We start from the raw sequence: 24,821 nt of genomic DNA, 5'->3' as shown, positions 1-24,821 counted from the left end.
CCGATTGCATTAGGTATTTTAGCGGCGTCGGAGCAGATTCCTGTTAATGAGCTAAATAATCAAGAGTTTATTGGCGAGCTTGCTTTATCTGGAGAGCTGAGAAGGGTGAAAGGTGTGTTACCCGCGGCATTGGCTGCCAATCGAGTTGAGCGCAGTTTAGTGGTTCCCCATAGCAATGGTGATCAGGCAGCTTTAGTTGGTGCTGAAAGACATAAATCGGCGCAAAGCTTACTTGAAGTGTGTGCCGACCTTTGTGGACAACAAAAGCTCTCACTACATCAAACCGCGCAAGTTTGTGCAGCACCGAGTAGCCTGAGAGATCTGCAAGATATAATCGGGCAGCAGCAAGGCAAGCGCGCTTTAGAGATTGCTGCCGCAGGCAATCACAACTTGTTGTTTCTTGGCCCGCCGGGGACAGGAAAAACCATGTTGGCTTCGCGTTTATGCGACTTGCTACCCGATATGTCAGATAGTGAGGCGCTTGAATCGGCTTCGGTAGCTTCACTGACCCAACAAGAAATCAATGCCCACAATTGGAAGCAGCGTCCTTTTCGCGCTCCGCATCATTCAAGCTCGATGGCGGCACTGGTGGGGGGAGGCTCTATCCCTAGGCCAGGAGAGATCTCTTTGGCGCACAATGGGCTGTTGTTTCTCGATGAGATGCCCGAGTTCGAACGCAAGGTACTTGATTCATTGCGTGAACCACTGGAATCTGGGGAGATTATTATCTCGCGAGCCCAAGGCAAGACCCGCTTTCCCGCGAGATTTCAGCTCGTTGGGGCACTCAACCCAAGCCCCACTGGATACTACGAAGGCAACCAGTCGCGAGCCAATCCGCAAACTATTCTGCGCTACTTAAGCCGTTTATCTGGTCCATTACTTGATCGCTTTGATATGTCTCTGGAAATCCCTGCTTTGCCAAAGGGGACGTTAGCGGAAGGGGGCGAAAGAGGCGAATCGACTCAGATTGTGCGAGATAGAGTATTGATAGCGCGTGAGAAAATGTTGTCGCGAGCGAGTAAGGTGAACGCCTTGCTAGGCAGCCGAGAAATTGAGCGCTACTGCCCTTTACACAAACAAGATGCCCAGTTCTTGGAAACCGCATTGCATCGACTGGGGCTTTCGATTCGCGCTTACCATCGTATTATCAAGGTCGCACGTACCATTGCTGACTTAGAAGGGGCAAACCATATTGAGCGTAATCATATTGCTGAAGCACTAGGCTACCGAGCGATGGATCGCTTGTTGCGACAGTTGACCGCGCAGGCGGTGTAAAAAAGCCCGCATTTGCGGGCTAGTGAATTCAGAACTGGTAGTTAACACCGACAGAGAAGATCATCTGGTCTTCATCGTAGAAATCGATGTTTGAATCGGTTTGGCCATAACCCGCAAAAGAGATCAAAGACCAATCTTGCCAACCCATAAACTGTTGATATTCATAGGCCGCAAAGAGACTTAACTCGTCATCGTCACGAACCTTGTTGTAGACAGGGTGTGACGCATCATAACCTTTGCTGGTGTAGCTCGCGGTAAGCGCGAACTGATGGCGATTGATGACTTTAAACAGCGAAAGCTCGCCGCCCCAAGAGGTGAGAGAGTTCGCATCACCGTCGGCATCCGTTTTAATGTAAGTCAGTGATGGCACTAAGAACATAGTACGGTCGACGGGAATGCGATAACTACCTTTTACATAGATCGATGTCGCGTCACGTCGCAGTAAATCGCTGTTGATATTAGGATCGGAATGACCAGATTGCTCATTCTCAATATCTTTGACTGCGTATGCGGTATCTAGACTAAAACCAGAGTTAGCAATATTGCTAAATTTAAGTCGGTACGCGTTACCTTTTTCATCGGTAACACTACGAGCAGCGTTAGTTTGGAAGGGATCGGCCCAAGTCTCGCCAGACATAATGGTCGGTAGGAAAGAGGCATCAATCACTGTTCCATTGGCCAATTGTTGCTTATAGCCTAATTCTAACGCTAAGGTACCGATGGCAATATCTTCACGAGATGTACCTGCATAGAACTGCTTGTCGAGTTGACTACCAAACGTATAAGCAATGCTACCTAGCGGCAGCGCTAAGACACTGCTATCACTTTGACCTTTCTGCGTATTGTCCGTAATGGTCGCGTTAGTGTCGGTATTAAAGTTAGAGGTTGAAGAGGTATAACCGGCACTGAGTGAGACTTCGCCGCTGATCCCCGCAGAATCGGAGAGCTGGGCCATTGCTGGTGCTGTGCTCAGTACAGCAAGCGCAATAAGGGTTGGTTTTGTGGTCATTACGGGTTCTCCATGGTGTAAACCTAGTGACTGATTGCCTTGAGGTCGAAGTGTGCTCTAACAACTCTGACCATAGTTAGATTAGTTTCAAACTTTCCAATGGCTTGTATAATTACACGCTGTTTTATTATTCATAAATGAATGTTTATAAATTTTTCATTAAATCTCACTTATTAAGCGTATGTTGGCACATTTACTCCTTGTTCTGAATGTTAGTTTGGTCATCTTGAACTCCGCAGTTTGCTCGATAGCGATCTGCGTTGTGGCCGTTTTTAAGTTTGTTTTGCCAAGTGCCGCACTTAAAGCAAAGGGCACTCAGCTTGCCAATAAGATCATGTGGCTTTGGGCAACAATAAACTCTGCCATTCTTAACGTTTCGAACCGAATTGAGTGGGATATTCAAGGCGGTGACGAACTGAAAAAAGATGGCTGGTACTTGATGATCAGTAACCACCTTAGCTGGACAGATATTGTTGTACTGTGCTGCGTGTTCAAAGATCGCATTCCGATGCCAAAATTTTTTCTTAAGCAGCAACTGCTCTATGTGCCTTTCATCGGTATGGCTTGTTGGGCTCTCGATATGCCATTCATGCGTCGCTATTCACGCGAATATCTGATTCGTCATCCGGAGAAGCGTGGGCAGGATTTGGCAACCACTCGTCGTTCATGTGCTAAGTTCAAGCACACCCCTACAACGGTTGTAAACTATGTGGAAGGGACACGCTTTACCCAAGACAAGCAGCGTAAAAGCAAAGCGGGTTATCAATATCTTCTGCAGCCTAAAACGGGTGGGATAGCCTATACGCTCGCAGCGATGGGCGATCAGTTTGAGAGCATTATTGATGTCACGTTAGCGTATCCTGACAATACACAAAAACCGTTTAAAGATGCTCTTATGGGCCGTATGACCAAGATCGTTGTTCGCACCAAAGTCTTGCCTGTGGATGAGCAAGTGCGAGGCGATTACTTTAATGACAAGCCATACAAGCGCCAATTTCAGCAGTGGTTAGGCGATGTTTGGCAACAGAAAGATGAATTGCTACAGCAAGTACACCAAGATAAGTGATTAAATTTAAAGAATAAAAAAGGGAGCGTTTGCTCCCTTTTTACTTGGTGACTATTTTAGCGTTAGTAAGTAATTGACTAAGGCAAAGTATTCATCCAGAGAGGTGATTGAGCCTGCTTCAACTAAGTACTTGTTGTTAACAATAACCGCTGGAACACCTGATAGACCGCTGTTTTTAAACTGTTTGTCGAAGCGACGAACCATTGAATCTACCGCAAAACCGTTAAATGCTGCGTCGAACTTCTTCGCGTCGACACCTTCATCCAAGAAGATCTGACGCAGTTCTTCATCATTCTTAGGTGCTTTGCGCATGTTGTGAATGCGGTTAAATAGCACGGGTGTCATCTTGTCTTCTACTTTCAGTACAATCATGGTCGCGTAAGCTTTGCTCATCGACTCACCCATGTTGCCGCCCATAAAAGAAACATGATTTTTCTGGAACTTGGCATCTTTAGGTAGCTTAGTTTTAAGCTGCTGAATGATAGGCTCGAACGAGTGACAGTGTGGGCAGTAGAAAGAGAAAAACTCCGTTACGGTCGGTTTCTTTGAGGCTTCTAAATCCAGCACCTTGTAGTGCTCACCTTGGTTGAACTGCGCAGCGTGAGCAGATAGGCTCAACATCAGTGTGGCAACTAGTGCAAACAGCTTTTTCATTCTTGACTCCATATTGTCGGTTTTCTTACCACTGTGGCATAAGTGAAAGTGGTGGCTCATCCAGTGCAGAAATCTGCTCTTTAAAAGCAAGCACCTGACTCTCCCAGTATTTTGGATCATTGAACCAAGGGAAAGCGAGAGGAAAAGCAGGATCTTGCCACCGTTTTGCTAACCATGCCATATAGTGCACCATACGTAGACCGCGCAGTGGCTCAATTAGTTTCAATTGATTGCTGTTGAAGTCGTTAAACTCCTGATACGCCTCTAGCAGAATCTCTAACTGCATCAGCTTGTCTGCTCGCTCACCGTTGAGCAGCATCCACAAGTCTTGAATAGCAGGACCGTTACGAGAATCATCTAGGTCAACAAACATCGGGCCATCGCGCCAAAGAATATTTCCTGGATGGCAGTCACCATGCAGACGAATCAGGCTGGTTGAGTCATCCCAGTGATTTTCTAGAGATTTGATCAGTAAATCGAGATCGTTAAAAAACGCATTTTCGAGATGCATCGGAATAAACTGAGTTTGCTCCAGTAACTTGCGCGGCTGATAGACGTATTCTTCGAGCCCTATGGTAGGGCGGTGTTGGAATACTTGCTTCGAGCCAACTTTATGAATGCGACCCAAAAAGCGTCCAACCCCTTCGAGTTGCTCTAGGTTATCGACTTCAAACTGGCGCCCGCCAACACTTGCAAATAGGGCGAACAGGTAGCCTTGATATTGGTGGAGAGTTTGACCGTTAATGACTGTAGGTGGAGCAACGGGTATCTCAGACTCGATCAGTTCAAGAGTAAAGTCATGTTCCTCTTGGATTTGTTCTAAACTCCAACGCTCTGGGCGGTAAAACTTAACCACATAACGTTGGCGCTCTTCATCGGTAAACTGATAGACGCGGTTTTCATAGCTGTTAAGAGCCAAAAATCCAGATTCCGCTCGAATACCAATGCTTTCGAGGGCATACCACATAAAATCAGGCGTTAACGCATCAAAGTTAAAGGCTTGCTGTGTCATAAAATAAAAGAGGCTCATTGCTGAGCCTCTTTCCATATCTGTGAGTAGAGCGCGCTTAGAGTTTCTTAATAAAGCGGCTTTCTACCTCAATAGTGAAGTCTTCGCTATCGGACAGTATAAACTGAATTGTTGAAACTGAAGAGCTGAGATTGTCAGGATTGACGCCTAAACTCATTGGTAGGTTAAGGACTTCACCCGGTTCAACTTGAATAGTTTGTTTGCCATACCAAGAGACATCACTTAGGCCTTCAACACTGAGTTTGTACTCTTGGTCTTGTTGAGTCTTATTAATGATTTTCAGGGTGTAGGTATTCTCTACCTCACCTAAGCCATTGACTCTGAACAACTGATTACGGTCACGAAGAACGCTCAATCCTGCTGGGTCGACACTGGCAACCTGAACAAAGAACAAGCCAATCATCACTAACAGTACCGCGCCATAACCGAGCAGTTTTGGACGCGCGACCTTAGTATGCTTGCCAGAGAGACGGTGCTCTGTGGTGTAGCTAATCAGGCCTTTTTCATAGCCCATGCGATCCATGGTTTTGTCACAGGCATCAATACAAGCACCACAGTTAATACATTCATACTGTAGGCCGTCACGGATATCGATACCGGTTGGGCAAACCTGAACACAAAGGTCACAGTCAATACAGTCACCTAAGCCCAGAGCTTTGTGATCGGCTTTTCGTGAACGAGGGCCTCGCGTTTCGCCACGTTTGCTATCGTAGCCGACGATAAAGGTATCTTTGTCGAACATAGCTGATTGGAAACGAGCGTAAGGACACATGTGAACACACATAATCGAGCGCATCCAACCTGCGTTGGCGTAAGTACAACCGGCGAAAAATAGAACCCAGAATACCGGCCAGAATTCGGCATTAAAGGTGAAGAAGCCAACTACTAGGTCTTTGATCGGTACAAAATAACCGGTAAAGGTGAAGCCGGTAGCAAGGGCAATTGCCCACCAAGCTAAGTGTTTTACGCCTTTGCGCATTGCTAGATTGGCAGTGAGTTTTCCTGAATCTTGCTTGCGACGTTTGTTGGCGCTGCCTTCTAGTTTTTCTTCGAACCAAATATACATAAAGGTCCACACTGTTTGCGGGCATAAGTAGCCACACCAAACTCGACCTAAGAAAGTGGTGAGGAAAAAGAGACCAAAGGCGGCAATCATAAATAGCAGTGCAAGCAGGGTTAAGTCTTGCGGATAAAGTGTGGTGCCGAAAAAGTTAAACTGTTGATTGCCAAAGTCGAGCAAGATAGCTTGGCGTTCGCCATAAGGTATCCAAGGAATAAGAGCAAAGAAAACCAGTAGGAACCAGCCGCCATAACGACGTAGCTGTTGAAAGGTGCCTTTACTCTCGCGAACATAGATTCGATTGCTGGGATTAAACCTGTCCCCTTTGTTTTTATGGGCCTTAGGGTTAAAGGTCTTGGGAGTCACATCTTTGATATCGATTTTATCCTGACTCATTGCGCTTCCTTCTTGAGCTAAACGGTGAGATTTCTATTGTTCTCACTCTATAAACCTAAACATTGCTATTTGATTATAATATTTTAGTAAATACTTATGGACGGCGATTATATACGCAATAACATTTTCATTTCTTTAAGGCTATCAACCTTTAACAACAAAGATCAGTACAGTTCTATAAATAAATGACCTAACAGTTTCTGTCTTTGTCACCAAATGGGTATAAAAAAAGTGACTCAAGGTCGCTTTCCATAAAATAGCTCGCTGCTAGTCAATAAGACCACGGGCACGCAGAATCGCCGTTTTAAAATCATCTTCTTGGTCTTTCTTTAGACCTGGAATCATTTCATCTTTATCACTGTTGCGCATTTTTAGATGGTAAATAAGAACATCGTCTGTCAGATCTTCTAGTTTGCCTTCATAGCCTGCTTCTTGAGCGAGCTTAACGATCATCTGTAGCAGGTTAAGTTCCTGATCTTTTTGCCATTCAGGTTCAAGTAGCTCTAGTAGCTCCTCAATACGGTGACACTTCATCGGCTTTCTCCACAATATTTATAATGATTTGCTGCTAAAGGTATCAAATAGATGAAATGAAGGTAAGAAAAAAGCGCAGTCAGCACTGCGCTTTTTAATTAGGCTGCCTTGATAACCTTAGTAGGAGCAGTTGCCATAACGGCAGTCTTCTCTACTAAAGTCATTGCTGGAGCTGATTTTTTTGCCACTGGAGCAGAAACGAATCCACTACGGCGGCGCATCGCACTACGATTTGTGTGCGAAAACCTGACTGTTGTTGGGCGCATTCAGTTACCTAACTGTCAGGCATATCCATTGCCAATGTAATGGCCTAATTAATTATGAGTTTGCTTCATTGCTGAAGTTTGGCTCTTCTGGCTCACGCCAATCCGAACAATTAATTAGGAATATTGATATGCACGCATATCAATAAATAGATTAGCATTATCAGTCAGATTGGTCGATATCTAATCGATTGCGATTCGCTACAATTATGTGAAGATGTCTGTAGTAGTGAGACAGTAAACCAGATTAGTATGAAAGTAATTTAATGGTTTCGTACGTGCCAAGGAGGTGTTGATGTCGTTATTTAAGAAAACCCTGGCCAGTTTTGGTATTGGATCTGCAAAGGTAGACTCTGTTTTGCAGCAAGAGGTTTTGTACCCGGGACAAAAAGTAAATATTACGATTCATGTTTATGGTGGGTCGACAGCACAAGAGATCGATAATATCGATCTCAAGCTCTATTGCCGCTATATCAAAGAGGTGCCAGCCAATCCAGATAAGGATAAGCACAATGCAGGGCGCATGCGTCGAGTCCCGACAAGTTATGCCTTGGCTAAGTGGTCACTGCCTTACGCTTTTACTATTAATCCGGGTGAAACGCGTGACTTTGAAATCGAGCTCGATGTGCCGTGGAATACGCCCGTCACCATTGGCGACTCTAAGGTGTGGTTGGAAACAGGCTTAGATATAGCGATGGCAAAAGATCCAACCGACAAAGACATTCTAACCGTCAGGCCTGATCCGCTACTTGATGGCATTTTTACCGCACTTGAAGAGCAAGGTTTGCGTATTCGTCAGGTAGAGTGTGAAGAAGTTGATGGTTTTGCGATGCCATTTGTCCAAGAGTTTGAATTTGTTCCGACCACAGGGCCTTTTCATGGCCGATGGCGAGAGCTTGAAGTAGTAGCGTATCGAACTGACGATAAGCTACAGATGTGGTTTGAGATCGATCGTCACCGTGAAGGCGCCAAGGGTATGCTTGCGAGCTTACTCGGGATTGGCGACTTGAAGCGTCAAATGGAAATTCCTCTCCATACATCTGCGCAAGAGGCGGGTGCACAAGTGATTGCCTATTTGGATGAGCATTCTTAACCAAAACTTAAAAACTTTCAGCTTACAAGTGTAAGCTTAATGTGCCATACTCTTGAGTAATTATTCCATATTTACTCAGAGTAGGGCACGCATGTCTGCTAATCCTCCCGCTGAATACAGCACGAAAGAAGAGTTCGCTAATACGCTGACCCATGCTCTAGGTATGGTGTTAAGTATTGTCGGCCTGGTTTTACTCTTACTCAAATCGACCGAAAACAATGCAGATACGCTAACGATCACCAGTATGAGTATCTATGGCAGCAGCATGATCGTGCTGTTTCTTGCCTCTACGCTCTACCATGCGATTCCTTATAAGCGAGCCAAACGAGCATTAAAAACCTTTGACCACTGCGCTATCTACTTATTGATCGCAGGTAGCTACACGCCATTTCTACTGGTGAGCCTACGTACACCGCTAGCGATAGGGCTAATGGTAGTGATCTGGAGCATCGCGCTGTTCGGCATCATTATGAAGCTTGCCTTTGTCTACCGTTTTAAGAAGCTTTCTTTAGTGACCTATCTAACCATGGGCTGGTTATCGCTGATTGTGATTTACCAATTGGCGATGAACTTATCGGTCGGTGGATTAACTCTGCTTGCCGTAGGGGGAGTGATTTACTCACTGGGAGTGATCTTCTACGTCGCAAAACGCATCCCTTACAATCATGCTATTTGGCACGGATTTGTTCTAGCAGGATGCGCTTGCCATTTCTTCGCTATTTATCTCTACGTTGATCCCGTTTAACGTCGCCAGAATGCAGGGAAAAACAGGACAAGCAAGGTCAAAATTTCCAGCCGTCCCATTAACATTCCTAGGCTTAGTAGCCACTTAGCGGCGTCTGGCAGTGGGGCAAAGTTACCCGTCGGGCCGATGATTGACCCCATACCCGGTCCAACATTGGCAACCGCAGTAATAGAGCCAGAGATACTGGTGATTGGGTCGAGTCCCATAGCGCTGAGGCCACCAGCAATCGCAATGATGGTGATAAAAAACGTCAAACCAAAGGCGACAACCGAACGGACGATATCATCGTTTACCGGGCGTTGGTTGTAACGCTGAACAAATACCCCAGAAGGATGGATCAGTTTCATCATCTGCTTGTTAAGCAATGTCAGGGCAATCTGAAAACGGAAGATTTTAATCCCGCCCGCAGTTGAACCTGAACAGGCTCCAGCCATCATTAAAAATGCAAACAAGGTGGTAGGAAGTGCGCCCCATGCGGTGAAGTCTTCCAAGCCAAAGCCTGTGGTGGTAACCACTGAGACAATGTTGAACATGGATACCCGAAGCGCATCTAAAACGGCATAGCCATCTCTGATTACTAACCAAGCCGCGATGATTAAGCTGCTAACCAAGAACAAGTAGCTAAATCCGCGCACTTGCGCATCTTTGACTAATTCATTGAGACGGCGCTTTCTTATCGCAGCAACAAACAGTAAGAACGGCAAGCCACCCAAAAACATAAACAGTGTCGCTACCCAATGCGCACCATTAGAGAAGTGATTCATCGAGCCATCTGATGTGGAATAGCCACCGGTGGATAAGGTGGTAAAGGCATGGTTGATCGCTTCAAACAGATTCATACCCGTTAGAAGGTAGCCAACTATGCATAAACCCGTCAGTGATAGGTAAACCGCGACAATGTTCTTTGCCACCGTTTTGGCTCGTGGGCTGCTTTTATCTGACCAATCGGAGGATTCGGTGTGGAAGAGTTTCATACCACCGACGTTAAGCATAGGCAGTACCGCAACCGCCATCACGATAAAGCCAATCCCACCTAACCATTGCAGTATCGAGCGCCACAATAAAATGCTTGGTGCCATGTTATCTAGGCCACTGAGTACGGTTGAGCCTGTGGTTGTGATGCCCGACATGGTCTCAAAGTAAGCATCGGTAAAGCTGATGTGATTGATAAACACAAAAGGTAGCGCTGCGAACGCACTGGCGATGGTCCACACCAAACTGGTGATAAGGAACATATCGCGCACACTGAGCTTAAATTGTTTGGTGCGACCAATCGTCAAACAGGCAAAAGCGGCAGTATGAGTAATGATAACAGCCTGGCCAAACTCTAAAAATCCAGACGTACCAGTGATGAAGGCGACCAATGTTGGTACGTACATGAACAGGGCTAGCTTAGATAACACTAGCCCGATAACAAACAGTACAGGACGGAAATTGACCATAACCCTTGCCTAAAGGAAGAACGGACTCGGTTGGAATAGGGCTTCTACGTCTGGGACGTATTTCTTGTCGACCAAGAACATCACCACATGATCATCTTGTTCGATAACAGTACGGTCGTGGGCAATCAGCACTTCTTCACCACGGACAATCGCACCAATGGTAGTACCTGGTGGTAGTTTGATATCACCAATCGCGCGACCAACAACTTTCGATGTGGTTTCATCACCGTGTGCAATGGCTTCGATTGCTTCTGCAGCCCCTCGGCGCAGTGAAGATACGTTAACAATATCGGCACGACGAACGTGGGTCAGTAATGCAGAAATCGTCGCTTGTTGTGGTGAAATCGCGACATCGATAGCGCCCCCTTGTACAAGATCGACATAAGCACCGCGCTGAATCAGTACCATCACTTTTTTGGCTCCCATGCGTTTCGCAAGCATGGCAGACATAATGTTGGTTTCATCTTCGTTGGTAAGAGCGATAAACACATCGACCTGATCGATGTTTTCTTCAGCAAGGAGTTCCTGATCTGCCGCATCACCACAGAATACGATGGTATTTTCTAGCTCTTCTGACAGCTTTTCCGCACGTTGGTAGCTATGTTCAATCAGTTTAACGCTGTAGAGCTGTTCTAAGCGACGAGCAAGGCTAGCACCTATGTTACCGCCACCAACAATCATAATACGGCGGTAAGGCTTCTCAAGACGTTGTAGCTCACTCATTACTGAGCGGATGTGATTACTTGCTGCAACGAAGAAGACTTCATCGTCAGCTTCAATGATGGTGGTGCCCTGTGGTCGAATTGGTCGGCCTTGGCGGAAAATCGCCGCAACGCGGGTGTCGATATGTGGCATGTGCTCACGTAGCGCAGACAGTGCATTACCAACCAGTGGTCCACCATAGTAGGCTTTTACGGCAACCAAGCTCACCTTCTGCTCAGCAAAACTCACAACTTGCAGTGCCCCCGGGTATTGAATCAAACGTTCAATGTAGCTAGTGACTAGCTCTTCTGGTGCAATTAAGTGATCGACGGGTACAGCGCCCGACTGAAACAAAGCTTCCTTCTCAGATAGATATTGAGGGGAGCGAATTCGCGCAATTCGGTTCGGAGTGTTAAACAGTGTAAAAGCCACCTGACAGGCAGCCATATTGGTTTCATCCATATTGGTGACAGCAACCAACATGTCAGCATCTTGAGCGCCGGCTTCACGCAACACGTCTGGGTGGCTAGCATAACCATTCACGACACGTAGGTCGTACTTATCTTGCAGCTCACGCAGGCGATCTGAGTTGCGGTCTACAATGGTGATGTCGTTGTTCTCGCCAACTAGGTTTTCCGCCAGTGTGCCGCCAACCTGACCTGCACCAAGGATGATGATTTTCATACACTAATCTCGTTTAACTACTGAAAAGGCGGCGACTATTGTCACCGCCTAACTGTATTACGCGTTTTTGATTAACACTGCGTAGTAGAAGCCGTCCATATCCTCTTCGCCAGGTAAGATTTGGCGTCCTGGATTGTTAATATCAGAACCCACTAAGGTTGCGTTATCAGTGCGCTCAAGGAAAGCTTTTACTTGTAGTACGTTTTCTTTTGGAGTGATTGAACAAGTGGCGTAAACCATAGTACCGCCCACTTTCAATTGGCTCCACATTGCATCCATAATTTCACTTTGTAGCTCAGCTAAGGCGTCAATGTCGTTTGCTCGACGTAACCACTTAATGTCTGGGTGACGTCGAATAACGCCCGTTGCTGAACAAGGAGCATCAAGTAGAATGCGGTCAAATTTTTCGCCTGTCCACCACTCTTGAGGGTAGCGAGCGTCACCACAAATCACATCGGCACGCAGTTGAAGACGTTCTAGGTTGTCATAGACGCGATCAAGACGTTTGGCGTCACAATCAATCGCAACCACTTCGGTATCTTCGGTATGCTCAAGAATATGCGCAGTTTTACCGCCTGGCGCAGCACAACAATCAAGAATCAGCTCGCCATTCTGTGGCTGCAGATAGTTTACTGACAACTGAGCCGCAGCGTCTTGTACCGATACCCAACCACGATCGAAACCTGGAAGAAGCGTCACGTCACAAGGAGAGGCCAATTTTATGGCATCAGCAGCTTCTGGGTGAATGCTGCATTCAATGTTTTCATCTTTCAGCAGTTCTAGATATTCATCACGAGTATGGTGCTGGCGATTTACACGCAGCCACATTGGCGCTTTGCTATTGTTCGCTTCGACTAATTGCTCCCACTGCTCTGGGTAGCTTTCACGTAGCATGTTAAGCAGCCAATTTGGGTGACCATATTTGCCAGCGTTGTGGCTAACTGCTTTTTCATCTAGCTCTTCTTGCTCACGAAGGTAGCTGCGCAGTACCGCATTGATTAGGCCGCGTAGGCTTGGGCCTTTCAACGTCTTAGTTCCTTCAACCGTTTCTGCGACGGCAGCATGTGCTGGAATACGCATGAAACTCAGTTGGTAAATTCCGACCAAAATAAGATGGTGGAAAACACGCTTTTTCCCTTTGAGTGGATTTTCCATTAGCTCGTTAGCAATAGACTCCAAACGTGGCAAGTAACGTAGCGCGCCATAACAGATCTCTTGCAATAGTGCATGGTCTCTTGGTCTGATGGTCTTTTGCGCCGCAGGTAATGCGTGTGAAAGAGATTGGCCTTTGTCGACCACTTGGAATAGGACGTTGGCTGCAGCAGCGCGAACATTCATGATGAATACCTTAAATTAAGGGAGGGTGTCTCCACCCTCAAAATGTACGTTTCCCGATAAGGGAGAATATGTTTAAACCAGCTGAGTACCGACTTCAAACCAGCTTGCACGAGAGTTCAAGATATCTTGAACAGACATCGCTTTCTTACCTGGAACTTGTAGTTGTTCTAAAATCAGTACGCCATTGCCAGTAGCAATGTAGATACCGCTTTTATCTGCTTGCAAGATAGTACCAGCAGGTTGAGTTGTTGACGGCTCATCGATCCGGCTTTGCCACACTTTGATGCTGTTCTCAGCAGCGATAAAGTGACTCATTGGCCAAGGATTGAAAGCACGAACGCAGCGCTCGATATGTGCAGCGTCGTCATTCCAGTCAATGCGGGCTTCTTCTTTGCTCAGTTTCTTAGCGTAGTTTGCCAGTGCATCGTCTTGCTTCTCTGGTAGCGCTTTACCTAGCGCAATATCTGCTAAGCATTCAACTAATGCTTGTGGGCCAAGTTCTGCCAGCTTTTCGTACATAGAAGTACTGGTATCGCTAGCTTCAATTGGCAAAGTTGCTACTTTGAGCATATCACCGGTATCTAAGCCGATATCCATTTGCATAATGGTCACGCCTGTTTCTGCGTCTCCCGCCCAAATAGAGCGTTGGATCGGCGCAGCACCACGCCAGCGTGGCAGAATTGAACCGTGAACGTTAATGCAGCCTAGCTTTGGCGTATCAAGCACCGCTTGAGGAAGTAGCATGCCGTAAGCTACCACCACCATGATGTCTGCGTTTAAATCTGCCAGCTCTTGTTTGGCTTCGTCAGACTTAAAGTTTTCTGGCTGATAAACGGGAATATTATGCTCAAGGGCTAATTGCTTAACAGGTGGCGCTGCCAGTTTCTTACCACGACCAGCAGGACGGTCAGGGTTAGTGTATACAGCAATGACATCGTGCTCCGAAGACAACAACGCCGCCAAGTGACGGGCGGCGAAATCCGGAGTACCAGCAAAAACAATTTTTAAAGGTTTGCTCAAGGTACCTTCCTTCTATTTAATTAGCGATTAGGCTTTGCTTGCATTCTTCTCGTTGAAGCGCTTGATCTTAGCTAGCTTGTCTTGAATACGCTTGCGCTTTAAAGGCGAAAGGTAGTCAACAAATAGTTTGCCTTCTAAGTGGTCAAGTTCATGCTGAACACAAATAGCTAATAGATCATCAGCTTCAAATGTGTACTCTTCACCATCACGGTTTAGTGCTTTTACCGTCACTTCCGCTGCGCGTGGCACTAATGCACGTGCGCCAGGGACAGACAGGCAGCCCTCTTCGATACCATCTTCGCCGCGTTTTTCTAAGATTTCTGGATTAATCAGAACCATAGGCTCATCACGTGTTTCAGAAATATCGATAACAACGATACGTTGGTGGAAATCAACCTGGGTTGCTGCCAGACCAATACCTTCTTCGTCGTACATGGTTTCAATCATGTCATCAACGAACTTTTGAATCTCAGGTGTCACTTCTTCTACCGGCTTAGCCACGGTGCGAAGACGATCATCTGGGAATGTTAATACTTGTAATACAGACATATACACTCGAAATGTTGAACTGTGCCGAATCAGGATAAACCTCGTTGGCTCAATTCTAGACATTTTATACCCCAAATGACAGCATCAATGCGCTTTTTGAGCCGCTTCTCTTTGTTGTTAACACTCAGTTGAACAGGGAATGCTGTAAGGATAGGTCGCTGATAGGGAGTCGAAACATGTTACGCATTTGGCGAGGTCTGTTTGTTGTCATGTTGGTAACTATCGTTAATGGTGTCAGTGCTCAAGAAGGGGCTCTATCGATTAACAAACAAGCACCGAAGACTTATACCGTCGTCAAAGGTGACACCTTGTGGGATATTTCAGCACTGTATCTCGAAAGCCCGTGGCAGTGGCCGCGCTTATGGCAATTGAATTCGAGCATAGTAAACCCGCATCTGATCTTTCCCGGAGATAAACTGACTCTTGTGTGGCGAGAAGGGCAACCAAAACTGATTTTAAAACCTGTGGTCAGTTTGACGCCCGCTATTCACCAACGAGCAAAACATCCTATCCCTGTCATCAAACCGCAGCATATCCTGTCTTTCATTGAACACGATCTGTTGTTGGAGGGGGAAGTAATTCATGAAATGAGTCGAGTGATTGGCAATAGCACCGGGAGTCAGTTGATGGATTCACAAAATGTCATCTATATTTCGTCTCACCAAGTCGCTCAAGAGTGGGGAATCTATCGTTTAATGAATGAGTTTAAACGAGCAGACAAAACCGCCAAAGTGATAAGAAAAATAGCGCATGGGCAGCTTATCGCCAGTGATGAGCACTACTCCTCGCTGCGTTTGACCAAGCAAAGCCATGAAGTAGTAGTGGGCGATATCGCTATGCCGATATTACAACCTTCAAACTCAACCACTACGCTAAGCTTAACCCCTGTCTCTGCAGAAATTGATAAGGTTGAGATTCTCGGAGCGGTTGAAGATACCCATTACGTTGGTAAAGACCAAGCGGTGGTGGTTAATCGTGGCGAGTTAGATGGTGTTAAACAAGGCAGCGTGTTTGAGCTGTTTAACTCGGGCGCTGGTGACTTTACTCATAGTACAAACAACTCATCAATCCTTTTCCCTGATAGGCGTATTGGCCACATGATGGTTATCCGTCCTTATCAGCACTTTAGTATCGCGATCATTGCCGACAGTTCCGAAGCGGTCAGTATCGAGACCAAGGTTCACTCCCCAAGGAGTCGGTAATTTGTGACCAATGAAGAGCTCGCGGCATGGCTGTCGCTCAACTTTACCCCTAGAGTCGGTCCGAAAACCTTTTCTCGCCTGCTCGCAATAGACTCACCAGTAAACATTGTTCAATCTGAACTTCCTGCGCTTTTAGCTCTTGGATTAAGCACACAACAGGTTAACTATCTAAAAAACCGTGCGGCGAAAGAGGTTGAGCAGTGCTTTGAGTGGCAACAACAATCTGCTCAACACAATATTATCACTAAGCAAGAGAGCAGTTACCCGGCGTTACTTGAACAGGCAATAGGCTCTCCTCCGATTTTATTCGTTCAAGGAGATTTGAGTTGTTTATCTGAACCTCAAATTGCGATGGTCGGTAGTCGCAATGCCAGTCCTGAAGGGCTCAATACCGCACGAAGCTTTGCTCGGGCCTTGGTTGAGCAAGGTCTGACAGTCACAAGTGGTTTGGCCCTTGGCGTGGATGGTTATGCTCATGATGGAGCGCTGCAAGGAGGAGGACATACACTCGCGGTTCTCGGCAGTGGTCTAGAAACTATTTACCCAGCTAGACATCGTGAGCTTGCGCTGAGAATCCTTGATTCTGGTGGTGCGCTGGTTTCGGAGTTTCATCCTCAAGCGAAGCCTAAAGCCGACCATTTTCCGCGCCGCAATCGAATTATCAGTGGCCTTTCTGTTGGAGTGCTAGTGGTTGAAGCCGCAGAGAAAAGTGGCTCTTTGATTACGGCGCGCTATGCCATAGAGCAAGGGCGTGACGTGTTTGCTATTCCGGGGTCTATCCACGATTCAAATGCACGCGGCTGTAACCTGTTGATTAAGCAAGGTGCGTGTTTGGTAATGCGAGTTCAGGACATAGTTGATGAAATAGAGACGCTTTTACGCTGGTCTAATTCCAGTAAGCCACCGATTCAAAATGAACTTTTCGAAGAAATAGATAGTAAAGAAGAATTGCCATTTCCTCTGCTGTTAGCTAACGTAGGAAGTAAGGCTATACCAGTTGATATTCTTGCAAACAGGACCAATATACCTGTGCAGGACGTCATGATGCAGCTCTTGGAGCTTGAGCTTTCAGGGCATGTTGTTGCAGTTTCCGGTGGCTATATTCGAAAGGGGAGGGGCTAGCTATGATGATGGATATCTTAATGTATCTATTCGAAACCTACATCCATAGCGATGCAGAGTTACAAGTCAATCAAGATGAGCTAGAAGAAGAGCTTCTTCGCGCAGGCTTTCATCAAAAAGACATTTACAAAGCCCTTGTCTGGCTAGAAGAGCTAGCAGCACTGCAGCAAAGTGAAACCCACTCTGCGATTTCGGTGTGCAGCACTTCGAACTCGACTCGTATCTATACAACTAAAGAGTGTGAGCGCTTAAGTCTAGAGTGCCGTGGCTTTTTGACCTTCTTAGAGCAAGTTAACGTCCTCACGACTGAAACTCGTGAGATGGTTATTGACCGCATTATGGGCCTAGAGACGGACGAGTTTGAGCTTGATGATCTGAAATGGATTGTGCTTATGGTGCTATTTAATGTACCAGGCAATGAGAATGCATACACACTTATGGAAGAGCTGCTGTATACCAAAGAACAAGGTATCCTTCACTAACCTTTCTGAGTTGATATGAGCAATAAAATTGATCATCAGCTGTTTTCAGCCCATGAACATGCGCTAGAGCACCAAGCTTGCCCTAAATGCCAAAGTGAACAGCGCGAAGGTGAACTTCACCTTCGCCATAGTAAGCATGGTCCTTTCTTGGGTTGCGATCAGTACCCTGTGTGTGACTTCATTAAACCTTTGCACCAGAACGACGGTCACATCGTTAAAGAGCTCGGTGTTGCTTGCCCTGAATGTGGCAATGAGCTTGTTCTCCGTCAGGGGCGCTATGGGATGTTTATTGGTTGTAGTCATTACCCGCAGTGCAACCACATCGAGTCTTTAGATCAACCTAAGCAAGAACAGCAGCAGCCGGAACACCATACATGTCCAGAGTGCAATAAAGGCCAGTTAGTGGAGCGTAAAACTCGCTTTGGTAAGGTTTTCTATGCCTGTGACAACTATCCGAAATGCAAGTTTGCTGTCAATCAGCCGCCGATTTCAGGTCAGTGTGAGAAATGTGGTTTTCCATTGTTAGTTGAGAAGAAGCTCGCCAGTGGAGTCAAAAGGCAGTGCGCTGACCGAAAGTGTCACCACACACAATCTGAATAATAAAAACGGCGCATCAAGCGCCGTTTTTGCTATCTATAAACTGAGTTATTGGGCGAAGTTTGCTGAAAACTCATGAACAGCAGGAAATGCTTGTTCATCCAACAGATCGGCAAGTGCACACAGTTTACGCTGCAGTTCACCGCTGTAATCACCACACACATTAATGTGACCCATCTTGCGGCCTGTACGTTTCTCTTTGCCATACCAATGAATGTGCACCCCATCCATCGCGAGTAATTCGCTTGGTAAGGTATCTTCACCCAAGATATTGATCATTGAAGTTTCACGAATCAGTTTAGTGCTGCCTAGTGGTAAGCCGCATACCGCTCTTAAGTGATTTTCAAACTGACAAGTTTCTGCGCCTTGTTGAGTCCAGTGTCCAGAGTTATGCACGCGTGGGGCAATCTCATTGACTAGCAAGGTGCCGTCGATATCGAAAAATTCAAGGGCTAATACACCAACGTAATTGAGCTTATTGGCGACAGCAGTAAACATCTGTTTTGCTTGTTGTTGCAGTTCAGTATCTGCGATGGCAGTAGACAGCGTCAGCACGCCGTTAGTGTGAACATTCTCAGCCAATGGATAAACAGCAACGCTACCGTCTTTGCCACGTGCACCTACTAGGGAAACTTCACGATTAAATGGCACGAACTCTTCAGCTACGATCGCTTGAGTTTCAGATGCAGCGATGCACTCGGCCATTTCTGTCCAAATGGACTCGATTTGAGCCGGATCTTTTAAACGCCACTGACCTTTACCATCGTATCCACCAAGCGCACTTTTTAGCACCATAGGGATGCCAACGTGGGCAATGGCTTGGTTAAAGTCTTCACGTGTATTGATGACAAAGTACTTCGCATTGCGTACATCTGCGTCATCAAGCAACTGTTTCTCGATACGGCGATCGCCACCTGCTTTTATCGCTTCAGTCGAAGGTAGGAACTTTCCACTTTGCTCGCAGATTGCCAGAATATCGAGAGGGATATGCTCAAACTCAGCGGTGATAACATCAGCTTGAGCGATGGCGTTTTCAAGTCCGTGGCCAATCACAGTCTGCGTGAGTGGATGAACGATATTTTTACTGCCAACGTCATACGCTGAGATATCAATATTAAGCGGTGCGCCAGCCAGTGACATCATGCGAGCTAATTGACCAGCACCTAGCACTAAAACATGCATGACTTAGTCCTCTGCAGGATTTGGGTTCGCTAAAACCGTTTCCGTCTGTTCAGCGCGGAAAGCTTCAACTTTCGCCATTACAGCTTCATCATGTGTACCAAGAATTTGCGCAGCTAGAATGCCTGCATTTGCCGCACCCGCTTCGCCGATAGCCAAAGTACCGACAGCAATACCTTTTGGCATTTGCACGATGGAGTATAGAGAGTCTAGACCACTAAGTGCGCGGGACTGAACTGGAACACCTAGAACTGGCAGTGAAGTGAAGGCTGCCGCCATGCCTGGTAAGTGCGCAGCACCGCCAGCACCAGCGATGATTACTTTTAAACCTCGCTCTTTAGCGCTGTTTGCATAGTCTGCAAGAAGTTGAGGGGTACGGTGTGCAGAAACCACTTTAGTTTCGTACTCAACCCCGAATCTATCGAGCATTTCTGCTGCTAGTTTCATGGTTGGCCAATCTGATTTAGAACCCATGATGATACCGACTTTCATCTCAAACTCCTTCAAAGCTGCATAGAATTGGTGAGCAAACATTTTGAGCGCATTATACGGAGATTTTATACTTAAGCAAACGTTTGCGTCATGGTGAAATACTTAGCTTGGGAATTTATTAATAAATAGCTTTAGTCTCGGATTGAGATTGTTTGTAGACTTAAGCTTGTAGAGAATAACTAAGGTGTGACTAAGTGGAAAACTTTAATCAAGCACTCAAGGCTTTGATGGATGGTGAAGTGATCGCTTATCCAACCGAAGGAGTCTTTGGTGTGGGTTGTGATCCCGATAATAGTGAAGCGGTGCGCAAGCTACTGGATCTTAAGCAGCGCCCGGCCGATAAAGGGCTCATTCTTATCGCGGCGAGTTACCAGCAGTTAATTCCGTATATTGATGAATCTCAGCTGACTCAAGAGCAGCTAATCAGGGTCAAGCAGAGTTGGCCAGGACCGATCACTTGGATAATGCCATCGAGTGATCGCGTATCTCGGTGGGTATCCGGTCAACATCAATCAATTGCAGTGCGAGTGACGGATCATCCTTTGGTACAAAAGATGTGTAATGCATTCGGAAAGCCGTTAACCTCTACCAGCGCAAACTTGTCCGGTCAGCCACCATGTAAGACAAGTGAAGAAGTTTATTTGCAGTTTGGCTATGACCAGATTGCGGTACTTGAAGGCCAAACAGGTGGCAGAGAAAAGCCCAGCGAAATTCGTGATGCTCAATCACTACAAGTATTAAGACAGGGATAACCCTGCAGTAAAGGAAGTCGTATGTCAGCCATAGATAAACAAACGGTAAAGCAATTTTTAATGGATCTTCAGGATTCAATTTGTCAGCAGCTTGAAGAAGCAGATGGACAAGCGGTATTTGTTGAAGATGCATGGCATCGCGAGCCTGGAGAGAAGCTAGGTGGTGGTGGCCGTACTCGTGTGATGAAAGACGGTGCTGTGTTTGAGCAAGGTGGAGTGAACTTTTCACATGTGCAAGGTAAAGAAATGCCAGCTTCCGCCACGGCGCATCGCCCTGAATTAGCGGGACGTCGCTTCGAAGCGATGGGTGTCTCTTTAGTCATGCATCCAAACAACCCTTATGTACCGACGTCGCATGCCAACGTTCGTTTCTTTATTGCAGAAAAAGAGGGTGAGGAGCCGATTTGGTGGTTTGGGGGCGGTTTCGATCTAACACCTTTCTACCCATTTGAAGAAGATGCTCAATATTGGCACAACACAGCGAAAGAAGTGTGTGCACCGTTTGGCGAAGGCGTTTACTCGGAGCATAAAGCTTGGTGTGACAAATACTTCTACTTACCTCACCGAGATGAAACTCGTGGGGTTGGTGGCTTATTCTTTGATGATCTCAATCATTGGCAGTTTGATAAGTGTTTTGACTATATTAAAGCGGTTGGTGAGGGCTATTGCCAGGCATACCTACCGATTGTTGAACGTCGTAAAGAGACTGAGTACGGTGAGCGTGAACGCCAGTTCCAGTTGTATCGTCGTGGGCGCTACGTGGAGTTCAACTTAGTCTTTGACCGTGGCACATTGTTTGGCTTACAAAGCGGAGGCCGCACTGAGTCTATTCTTATGTCTATGCCGCCACTCGCTCGATGGGAATACGCTTACCAAGTGGAGCCAAACTCTCCAGAGGCTGAGCTGTATGATCATTACCTTAAACCGAGAGAGTGGTAATACTTTCCTCCTTATATAGATAGTGATAGGGTCAATGTTCCGCATTGGCCCTTTTTGTTTCTGATAGGTAAGGATATGACTCAGCAAATAGACAACTACGTTGTTTTTGGTAACCCAATCGCCCAAAGTAAATCACCATTTATTCATACGCTATTTGCTCGTCAAACTAATCAGTCTTTGACCTATACCACTCAGAGTCCGGCAACCGATGCTTTTGTCCAAGCTGCGAGTGAGTTTTTTGCCGAGGGTGGCAAAGGGTGCAATGTCACTGTGCCATTTAAAGAAGACGCTTTCCGTTTTGCGAATCGTGTCACCGAGCGCGCGCAGCTAGCAGGTGCAGTTAATACGCTAAAAAAACTTGATGATGGTGAGATTCTAGGCGACAACACTGATGGCGAAGGGCTTGTCCAAGACTTGTTGCAATATCAGGTTATGCTAAAAGGGGCTCGTATTCTGCTGATTGGGGCTGGTGGTGCAGCGCGAGGTGTGATTAAACCATTACTCGATCAGCAACCAGCTGAAATTGTGGTCACCAATCGTACCTATGCTAAAGCGCAGCAGTTGGTAGAAATGTTTCAGCCTTATGGAAAGATTTCTGCCCAGCCAATGGATGCTGTGTCCGAGAGCTTTGATTTGATTATTAACTCAACATCGTCGAGCTTAAGTGGTGAGCTACCCGCTATCTCTAGCGCTATTTTCTCACCTCAAAGCACGGTCTACGACATGATGTATGGTGCAGGGAAAACGACCTTCAATCAGTGGGCAACAGATAATGGCGCAATCAAGATATATGATGGTCTAGGCATGCTGGTAGGGCAGGCAGCAGAAAGCTTTATGTTGTGGCGTGGACTAAGGCCTGGTACAAAGCAGATTTTGCGTGAACTGAGAAAAAACCTAGAGGGCATGTAATGAACCAATCTATTCTTTTTCCTGATATCCAATCATGGGATGAAGATAAGCAAGCGGTGTTGTTTTCTGCGCAGCAAGCTGGGGCGCTGATTCAGTGCCTAGTCAGTAAAACGGAACTAGAGAAGTTGTCAGGTCAAACGGTTGAGAATGAGCAGCAAGCTCTCGAAGTATTTTCTCAATACCGTTTTGACCTTGAAGAGCTTGCTGAAGAGTTAATAGAAGATGAAGAATTTAATTCACAAGGTTGGATAGAGGTCGTTAGCTAGGGTCTGTTGACCCTTTTGCGGTTAAATTTTGTTCGCGATAAAAGCGTTTTAATCGCGGCGAGAGGTTTGCCGCCTAGTCACTCTAAGCAAAATATCTCTCAACAAAGAGTAAAACGCTTTTAACCGAACCCTTCGGGCAGCATTTGTGGCTCCTTTCTGCTGCGTTATCGGCTTATCAGGTAGAGCAACTACAATTCAAAGCCTCTGCCTTGCATAAAGAACCCACAAGCTGCTGCAAAAATCAGCTCAAAAGGTCAACAGACCCTAATCTCTTCTACTTGGTGTAGGTAGTCTTCTTTATTCTGCACATAGTTATCTGCTGATTTTTGTAAGAACGCGCGTTCCTTTTGATTGAGTGGACGTGCTTGCTTAACAGGGCTACCTACGTACAAATAACCGCTTTCCAGAATTTTACCTGGGGGAACTAAACTCCCAGCACCTATCATTACCTCTTCTTCTATTACCACACCATCTAAGACAATCGCCCCCATTCCAACTAGCACTCGATCTTTGATCGTGCAGCCGTGTAGCATCACTTTGTGACCAATAGTGACATCATTACCAATGAGCAGAGGGTAGCCGTCAGGGTTTTCTTTATTCTTGTGGGTGACATGCAACACACTGCCATCTTGGATATTGGTGCGATTGCCGATATTAATATGGTTTACATCACCTCGCGCTGCAACGAGCGGCCAGACACTGGAGTCGTCTCCAATACGAATATCGCCAACTAATACTGAGCTGCTATCTATATAGACTCTTTCACCTAATTGCGGAGTAATACCTTTGTAACTGCGTAGAGAACTCATTTTTTCTCCTTATATAGAGGGAATCTTGCCATGGTAGGGGTAGAAAAGTGGCAAAAACAGGTCGTTTTGAATAGAAAATACTCAAACAATAAAAAAATCAAAAAAAACTGAAAAAAGGGCTTGCCAATGTGATGGCGATCTCTATAATGCCCCCTCGCTGACACGGGAACGCTTCGAAAGAAACGAGAGCCCAGTTAGCAAGGTCAATTAGCCAAGCGGAAACGCTTGAAAAAAGTTTGAAAAAAGTGGTTGACACTAAACTTTATCTCGCTAAAATGACCGCCTCTTCCGAAGTGATGTGAGTCACAAAGAAGAGGGCTCTTTAACAATATAAACCTATCAATCTGTGTGGGCACTCGTTGATGATAATCCAAATAGATACTTCGGTATCAATTTAGGTTTCAATGATACGAAGTGACCATTGAATCTTCGGATTCAGCACAGTCAATTCAAACATTACTTATGTAATGTTCAGTATTCATTGAGCCGACAAAATCTTAAATTGAAGAGTTTGATCATGGCTCAGATTGAACGCTGGCGGCAGGCCTAACACATGCAAGTCGAGCGGAAACGAGTTAACTGAACCTTCGGGGGACGTTAACGGCGTCGAGCGGCGGACGGGTGAGTAATGCCTGGGAAATTGCCCTGATGTGGGGGATAACCATTGGAAACGATGGCTAATACCGCATAATAGCTTCGGCTCAAAGAGGGGGACCTTCGGGCCTCTCGCGTCAGGATATGCCCAGGTGGGATTAGCTAGTTGGTGAGGTAAGGGCTCACCAAGGCGACGATCCCTAGCTGGTCTGAGAGGATGATCAGCCACACTGGAACTGAGACACGGTCCAGACTCCTACGGGAGGCAGCAGTGGGGAATATTGCACAATGGGCGCAAGCCTGATGCAGCCATGCCGCGTGTATGAAGAAGGCCTTCGGGTTGTAAAGTACTTTCAGCAGTGAGGAAGGTTCATACGTTAACAGCGTATGGATTTGACGTTAGCTGCAGAAGAAGCACCGGCTAACTCCGTGCCAGCAGCCGCGGTAATACGGAGGGTGCGAGCGTTAATCGGAATTACTGGGCGTAAAGCGCATGCAGGTGGTTTGTTAAGTCAGATGTGAAAGCCCGGGGCTCAACCTCGGAATTGCATTTGAAACTGGCAGACTAGAGTACTGTAGAGGGGGGTAGAATTTCAGGTGTAGCGGTGAAATGCGTAG

26 protein-coding genes and 1 rRNA gene are annotated in these 24,821 nt (G+C 46.3%); 13 read left to right on the top strand and 14 right to left on the bottom strand.

The features are described from left to right. Positions 1–1,275 (top strand): YifB family Mg chelatase-like AAA ATPase (locus AC6R00_RS10785; protein ID WP_500640421.1); only part of this gene is annotated, 1,275 nt, incomplete at its 5' end. Positions 1,276–1,303: 28 nt separating this feature from the next. On the opposite strand, the gene AC6R00_RS10780 is transcribed toward AC6R00_RS10785, so the two are convergent. Then, positions 1,304–2,284 carry a DUF2860 domain-containing protein gene (locus AC6R00_RS10780; RefSeq protein ID WP_500640420.1) on the bottom strand — a complete coding sequence of 327 codons (981 nt, stop codon included), beginning with the start codon at positions 2,282–2,284 and terminating at the stop codon, positions 1,304–1,306. A gap of 181 nt (positions 2,285–2,465) precedes the next feature. Here AC6R00_RS10780 and yihG point away from each other — a divergent pair, with 181 nt between their 5' ends. Continuing rightward, a complete protein-coding gene (yihG, locus tag AC6R00_RS10775; RefSeq protein WP_272786025.1) occupies positions 2,466–3,350 on the top strand; it encodes a 1-acylglycerol-3-phosphate O-acyltransferase, YihG family in 885 nt (294 codons plus the stop codon). A 51-nt stretch (positions 3,351–3,401) separates the two neighbouring features. Here the strand turns inward: yihG and AC6R00_RS10770 are convergent, their stop codons facing one another. The 5 genes from AC6R00_RS10770 to AC6R00_RS10750 all read right to left on the bottom strand — a co-directional run bounded on the left by AC6R00_RS10770 (position 3,402) and on the right by AC6R00_RS10750 (position 7,290). After that, positions 3,402–4,004, bottom strand: coding sequence for a thiol:disulfide interchange protein DsbA/DsbL (locus AC6R00_RS10770; protein WP_004743618.1), 603 nt, complete (start codon positions 4,002–4,004; stop codon positions 3,402–3,404). 25 nt (positions 4,005–4,029) lie between these two features. Continuing rightward, positions 4,030–5,016, bottom strand: a complete 987-nt coding sequence (locus AC6R00_RS10765) for a serine/threonine protein kinase (RefSeq protein ID WP_500640422.1) — start codon at positions 5,014–5,016, stop codon at positions 4,030–4,032. Between the two features lie 55 nt (positions 5,017–5,071). After that, a complete protein-coding gene (ccoG, locus tag AC6R00_RS10760; protein ID WP_171325393.1) occupies positions 5,072–6,490 on the bottom strand; it encodes a cytochrome c oxidase accessory protein CcoG in 1,419 nt (472 codons plus the stop codon). 267 nt (positions 6,491–6,757) lie between these two features. Next, a complete protein-coding gene (locus tag AC6R00_RS10755; RefSeq protein WP_171325391.1) occupies positions 6,758–7,024 on the bottom strand; it encodes a YihD family protein in 267 nt (88 codons plus the stop codon). A 98-nt stretch (positions 7,025–7,122) separates the two neighbouring features. Continuing rightward, entirely contained in the window at positions 7,123–7,290 is a 168-nt protein-coding gene (locus AC6R00_RS10750) for a hypothetical protein (RefSeq protein ID WP_500640419.1), read from the bottom strand. Positions 7,291–7,582: 292 nt separating this feature from the next. Here AC6R00_RS10750 and AC6R00_RS10745 point away from each other — a divergent pair, with 292 nt between their 5' ends. Beyond that, positions 7,583–8,380 (top strand): sporulation protein, encoded by a 798-nt coding sequence (locus AC6R00_RS10745; RefSeq protein WP_004743623.1) that lies wholly within the window; start codon positions 7,583–7,585, stop codon positions 8,378–8,380. A gap of 91 nt (positions 8,381–8,471) precedes the next feature. Next, the gene (gene trhA, locus AC6R00_RS10740; RefSeq protein WP_500640418.1) at positions 8,472–9,125 is read left to right on the top strand and encodes a PAQR family membrane homeostasis protein TrhA; all 654 of its coding nucleotides are present in this window, start codon (positions 8,472–8,474) and stop codon (positions 9,123–9,125) included. Here the strand turns inward: trhA and AC6R00_RS10735 are convergent. From AC6R00_RS10735 to def, 5 genes are all read right to left on the bottom strand, one after another. Further along, positions 9,122–10,567, bottom strand: coding sequence for a TrkH family potassium uptake protein (locus AC6R00_RS10735; RefSeq protein ID WP_500640417.1), 1,446 nt, complete (start codon positions 10,565–10,567; stop codon positions 9,122–9,124). The two genes, trhA and AC6R00_RS10735, sit on opposite strands and share 4 nt — an antisense overlap. Before the next feature lie 9 nt (positions 10,568–10,576). Further along, positions 10,577–11,953 carry a Trk system potassium transporter TrkA gene (trkA, locus tag AC6R00_RS10730; RefSeq protein ID WP_004743626.1) on the bottom strand — a complete coding sequence of 459 codons (1,377 nt, stop codon included), beginning with the start codon at positions 11,951–11,953 and terminating at the stop codon, positions 10,577–10,579. Between the two features lie 57 nt (positions 11,954–12,010). Then, positions 12,011–13,291, bottom strand: a complete 1,281-nt coding sequence (rsmB, locus tag AC6R00_RS10725) for a 16S rRNA (cytosine(967)-C(5))-methyltransferase RsmB (RefSeq protein WP_367938406.1) — start codon at positions 13,289–13,291, stop codon at positions 12,011–12,013. A 72-nt stretch (positions 13,292–13,363) separates the two neighbouring features. Further along, entirely contained in the window at positions 13,364–14,311 is a 948-nt protein-coding gene (fmt, locus tag AC6R00_RS10720; protein WP_500640416.1) for a methionyl-tRNA formyltransferase, read from the bottom strand. A gap of 27 nt (positions 14,312–14,338) precedes the next feature. Then, a complete protein-coding gene (gene def / locus AC6R00_RS10715; RefSeq protein ID WP_004743629.1) occupies positions 14,339–14,860 on the bottom strand; it encodes a peptide deformylase in 522 nt (173 codons plus the stop codon). A 176-nt stretch (positions 14,861–15,036) separates the two neighbouring features. Between def and AC6R00_RS10710 the strand changes: the two genes are divergently transcribed. From AC6R00_RS10710 to AC6R00_RS10695, 4 genes are read left to right on the top strand one after another with little or no spacing between them, the layout of a single operon-like run. Next, the gene (locus tag AC6R00_RS10710) at positions 15,037–16,062 is read left to right on the top strand and encodes a LysM peptidoglycan-binding domain-containing protein (protein ID WP_500640415.1); all 1,026 of its coding nucleotides are present in this window, start codon (positions 15,037–15,039) and stop codon (positions 16,060–16,062) included. A gap of 3 nt (positions 16,063–16,065) precedes the next feature. Continuing rightward, on the top strand, positions 16,066–17,184 hold the full coding sequence (gene dprA, locus AC6R00_RS10705; protein ID WP_500640414.1) for a DNA-processing protein DprA: 1,119 nt from the start codon (positions 16,066–16,068) through the stop codon (positions 17,182–17,184). A 2-nt stretch (positions 17,185–17,186) separates the two neighbouring features. Next, positions 17,187–17,666, top strand: a complete 480-nt coding sequence (locus AC6R00_RS10700; protein ID WP_038197518.1) for a DUF494 family protein — start codon at positions 17,187–17,189, stop codon at positions 17,664–17,666. Positions 17,667–17,681: 15 nt separating this feature from the next. Next, entirely contained in the window at positions 17,682–18,266 is a 585-nt protein-coding gene (locus AC6R00_RS10695; protein ID WP_500640413.1) for a DNA topoisomerase family protein, read from the top strand. 45 nt (positions 18,267–18,311) lie between these two features. Here AC6R00_RS10695 and AC6R00_RS10690 read toward each other — a convergent pair whose 3' ends face one another. Both AC6R00_RS10690 and purE read right to left on the bottom strand, forming a co-directional pair. Then, positions 18,312–19,445, bottom strand: coding sequence for a 5-(carboxyamino)imidazole ribonucleotide synthase (locus tag AC6R00_RS10690; protein ID WP_500640412.1), 1,134 nt, complete (start codon positions 19,443–19,445; stop codon positions 18,312–18,314). A 3-nt stretch (positions 19,446–19,448) separates the two neighbouring features. Beyond that, a complete protein-coding gene (gene purE / locus AC6R00_RS10685) occupies positions 19,449–19,934 on the bottom strand; it encodes a 5-(carboxyamino)imidazole ribonucleotide mutase (RefSeq protein ID WP_069668053.1) in 486 nt (161 codons plus the stop codon). 194 nt (positions 19,935–20,128) lie between these two features. On the opposite strand from purE, the gene tsaC reads away from it, so the two are divergent. From tsaC to AC6R00_RS10665, 4 genes are all read left to right on the top strand, one after another. Continuing rightward, entirely contained in the window at positions 20,129–20,686 is a 558-nt protein-coding gene (gene tsaC / locus AC6R00_RS10680) for an L-threonylcarbamoyladenylate synthase type 1 TsaC (protein WP_272786034.1), read from the top strand. Between the two features lie 21 nt (positions 20,687–20,707). Then, positions 20,708–21,625: an oxygen-dependent coproporphyrinogen oxidase gene (gene hemF, locus AC6R00_RS10675; RefSeq protein WP_195877313.1), complete on the top strand. Its 918-nt coding sequence runs from the start codon at positions 20,708–20,710 to the stop codon at positions 21,623–21,625. A gap of 75 nt (positions 21,626–21,700) precedes the next feature. Next, a complete protein-coding gene (aroE, locus tag AC6R00_RS10670) occupies positions 21,701–22,534 on the top strand; it encodes a shikimate dehydrogenase (RefSeq protein ID WP_367938399.1) in 834 nt (277 codons plus the stop codon). Then, on the top strand, positions 22,534–22,800 hold the full coding sequence (locus AC6R00_RS10665) for a DUF1488 family protein (protein ID WP_004743640.1): 267 nt from the start codon (positions 22,534–22,536) through the stop codon (positions 22,798–22,800). Before aroE ends, AC6R00_RS10665 begins: the two co-directional genes overlap by 1 nt. 254 nt (positions 22,801–23,054) lie before the next feature. Here the strand turns inward: AC6R00_RS10665 and AC6R00_RS10660 are convergent, their stop codons facing one another. After that, positions 23,055–23,609, bottom strand: coding sequence for a gamma carbonic anhydrase family protein (locus AC6R00_RS10660; RefSeq protein ID WP_500640411.1), 555 nt, complete (start codon positions 23,607–23,609; stop codon positions 23,055–23,057). 499 nt (positions 23,610–24,108) lie between these two features. On the opposite strand from AC6R00_RS10660, the gene AC6R00_RS10655 reads away from it, so the two are divergent. Beyond that, positions 24,109–24,821, top strand: a 16S ribosomal RNA gene (locus AC6R00_RS10655); the annotation flags it as partial.

This window comes from Vibrio sp. R10-SF1-ISO8, from assembly GCF_059833805.1.
This window is presented reverse-complemented; position numbering and strand designations above follow the sequence as displayed.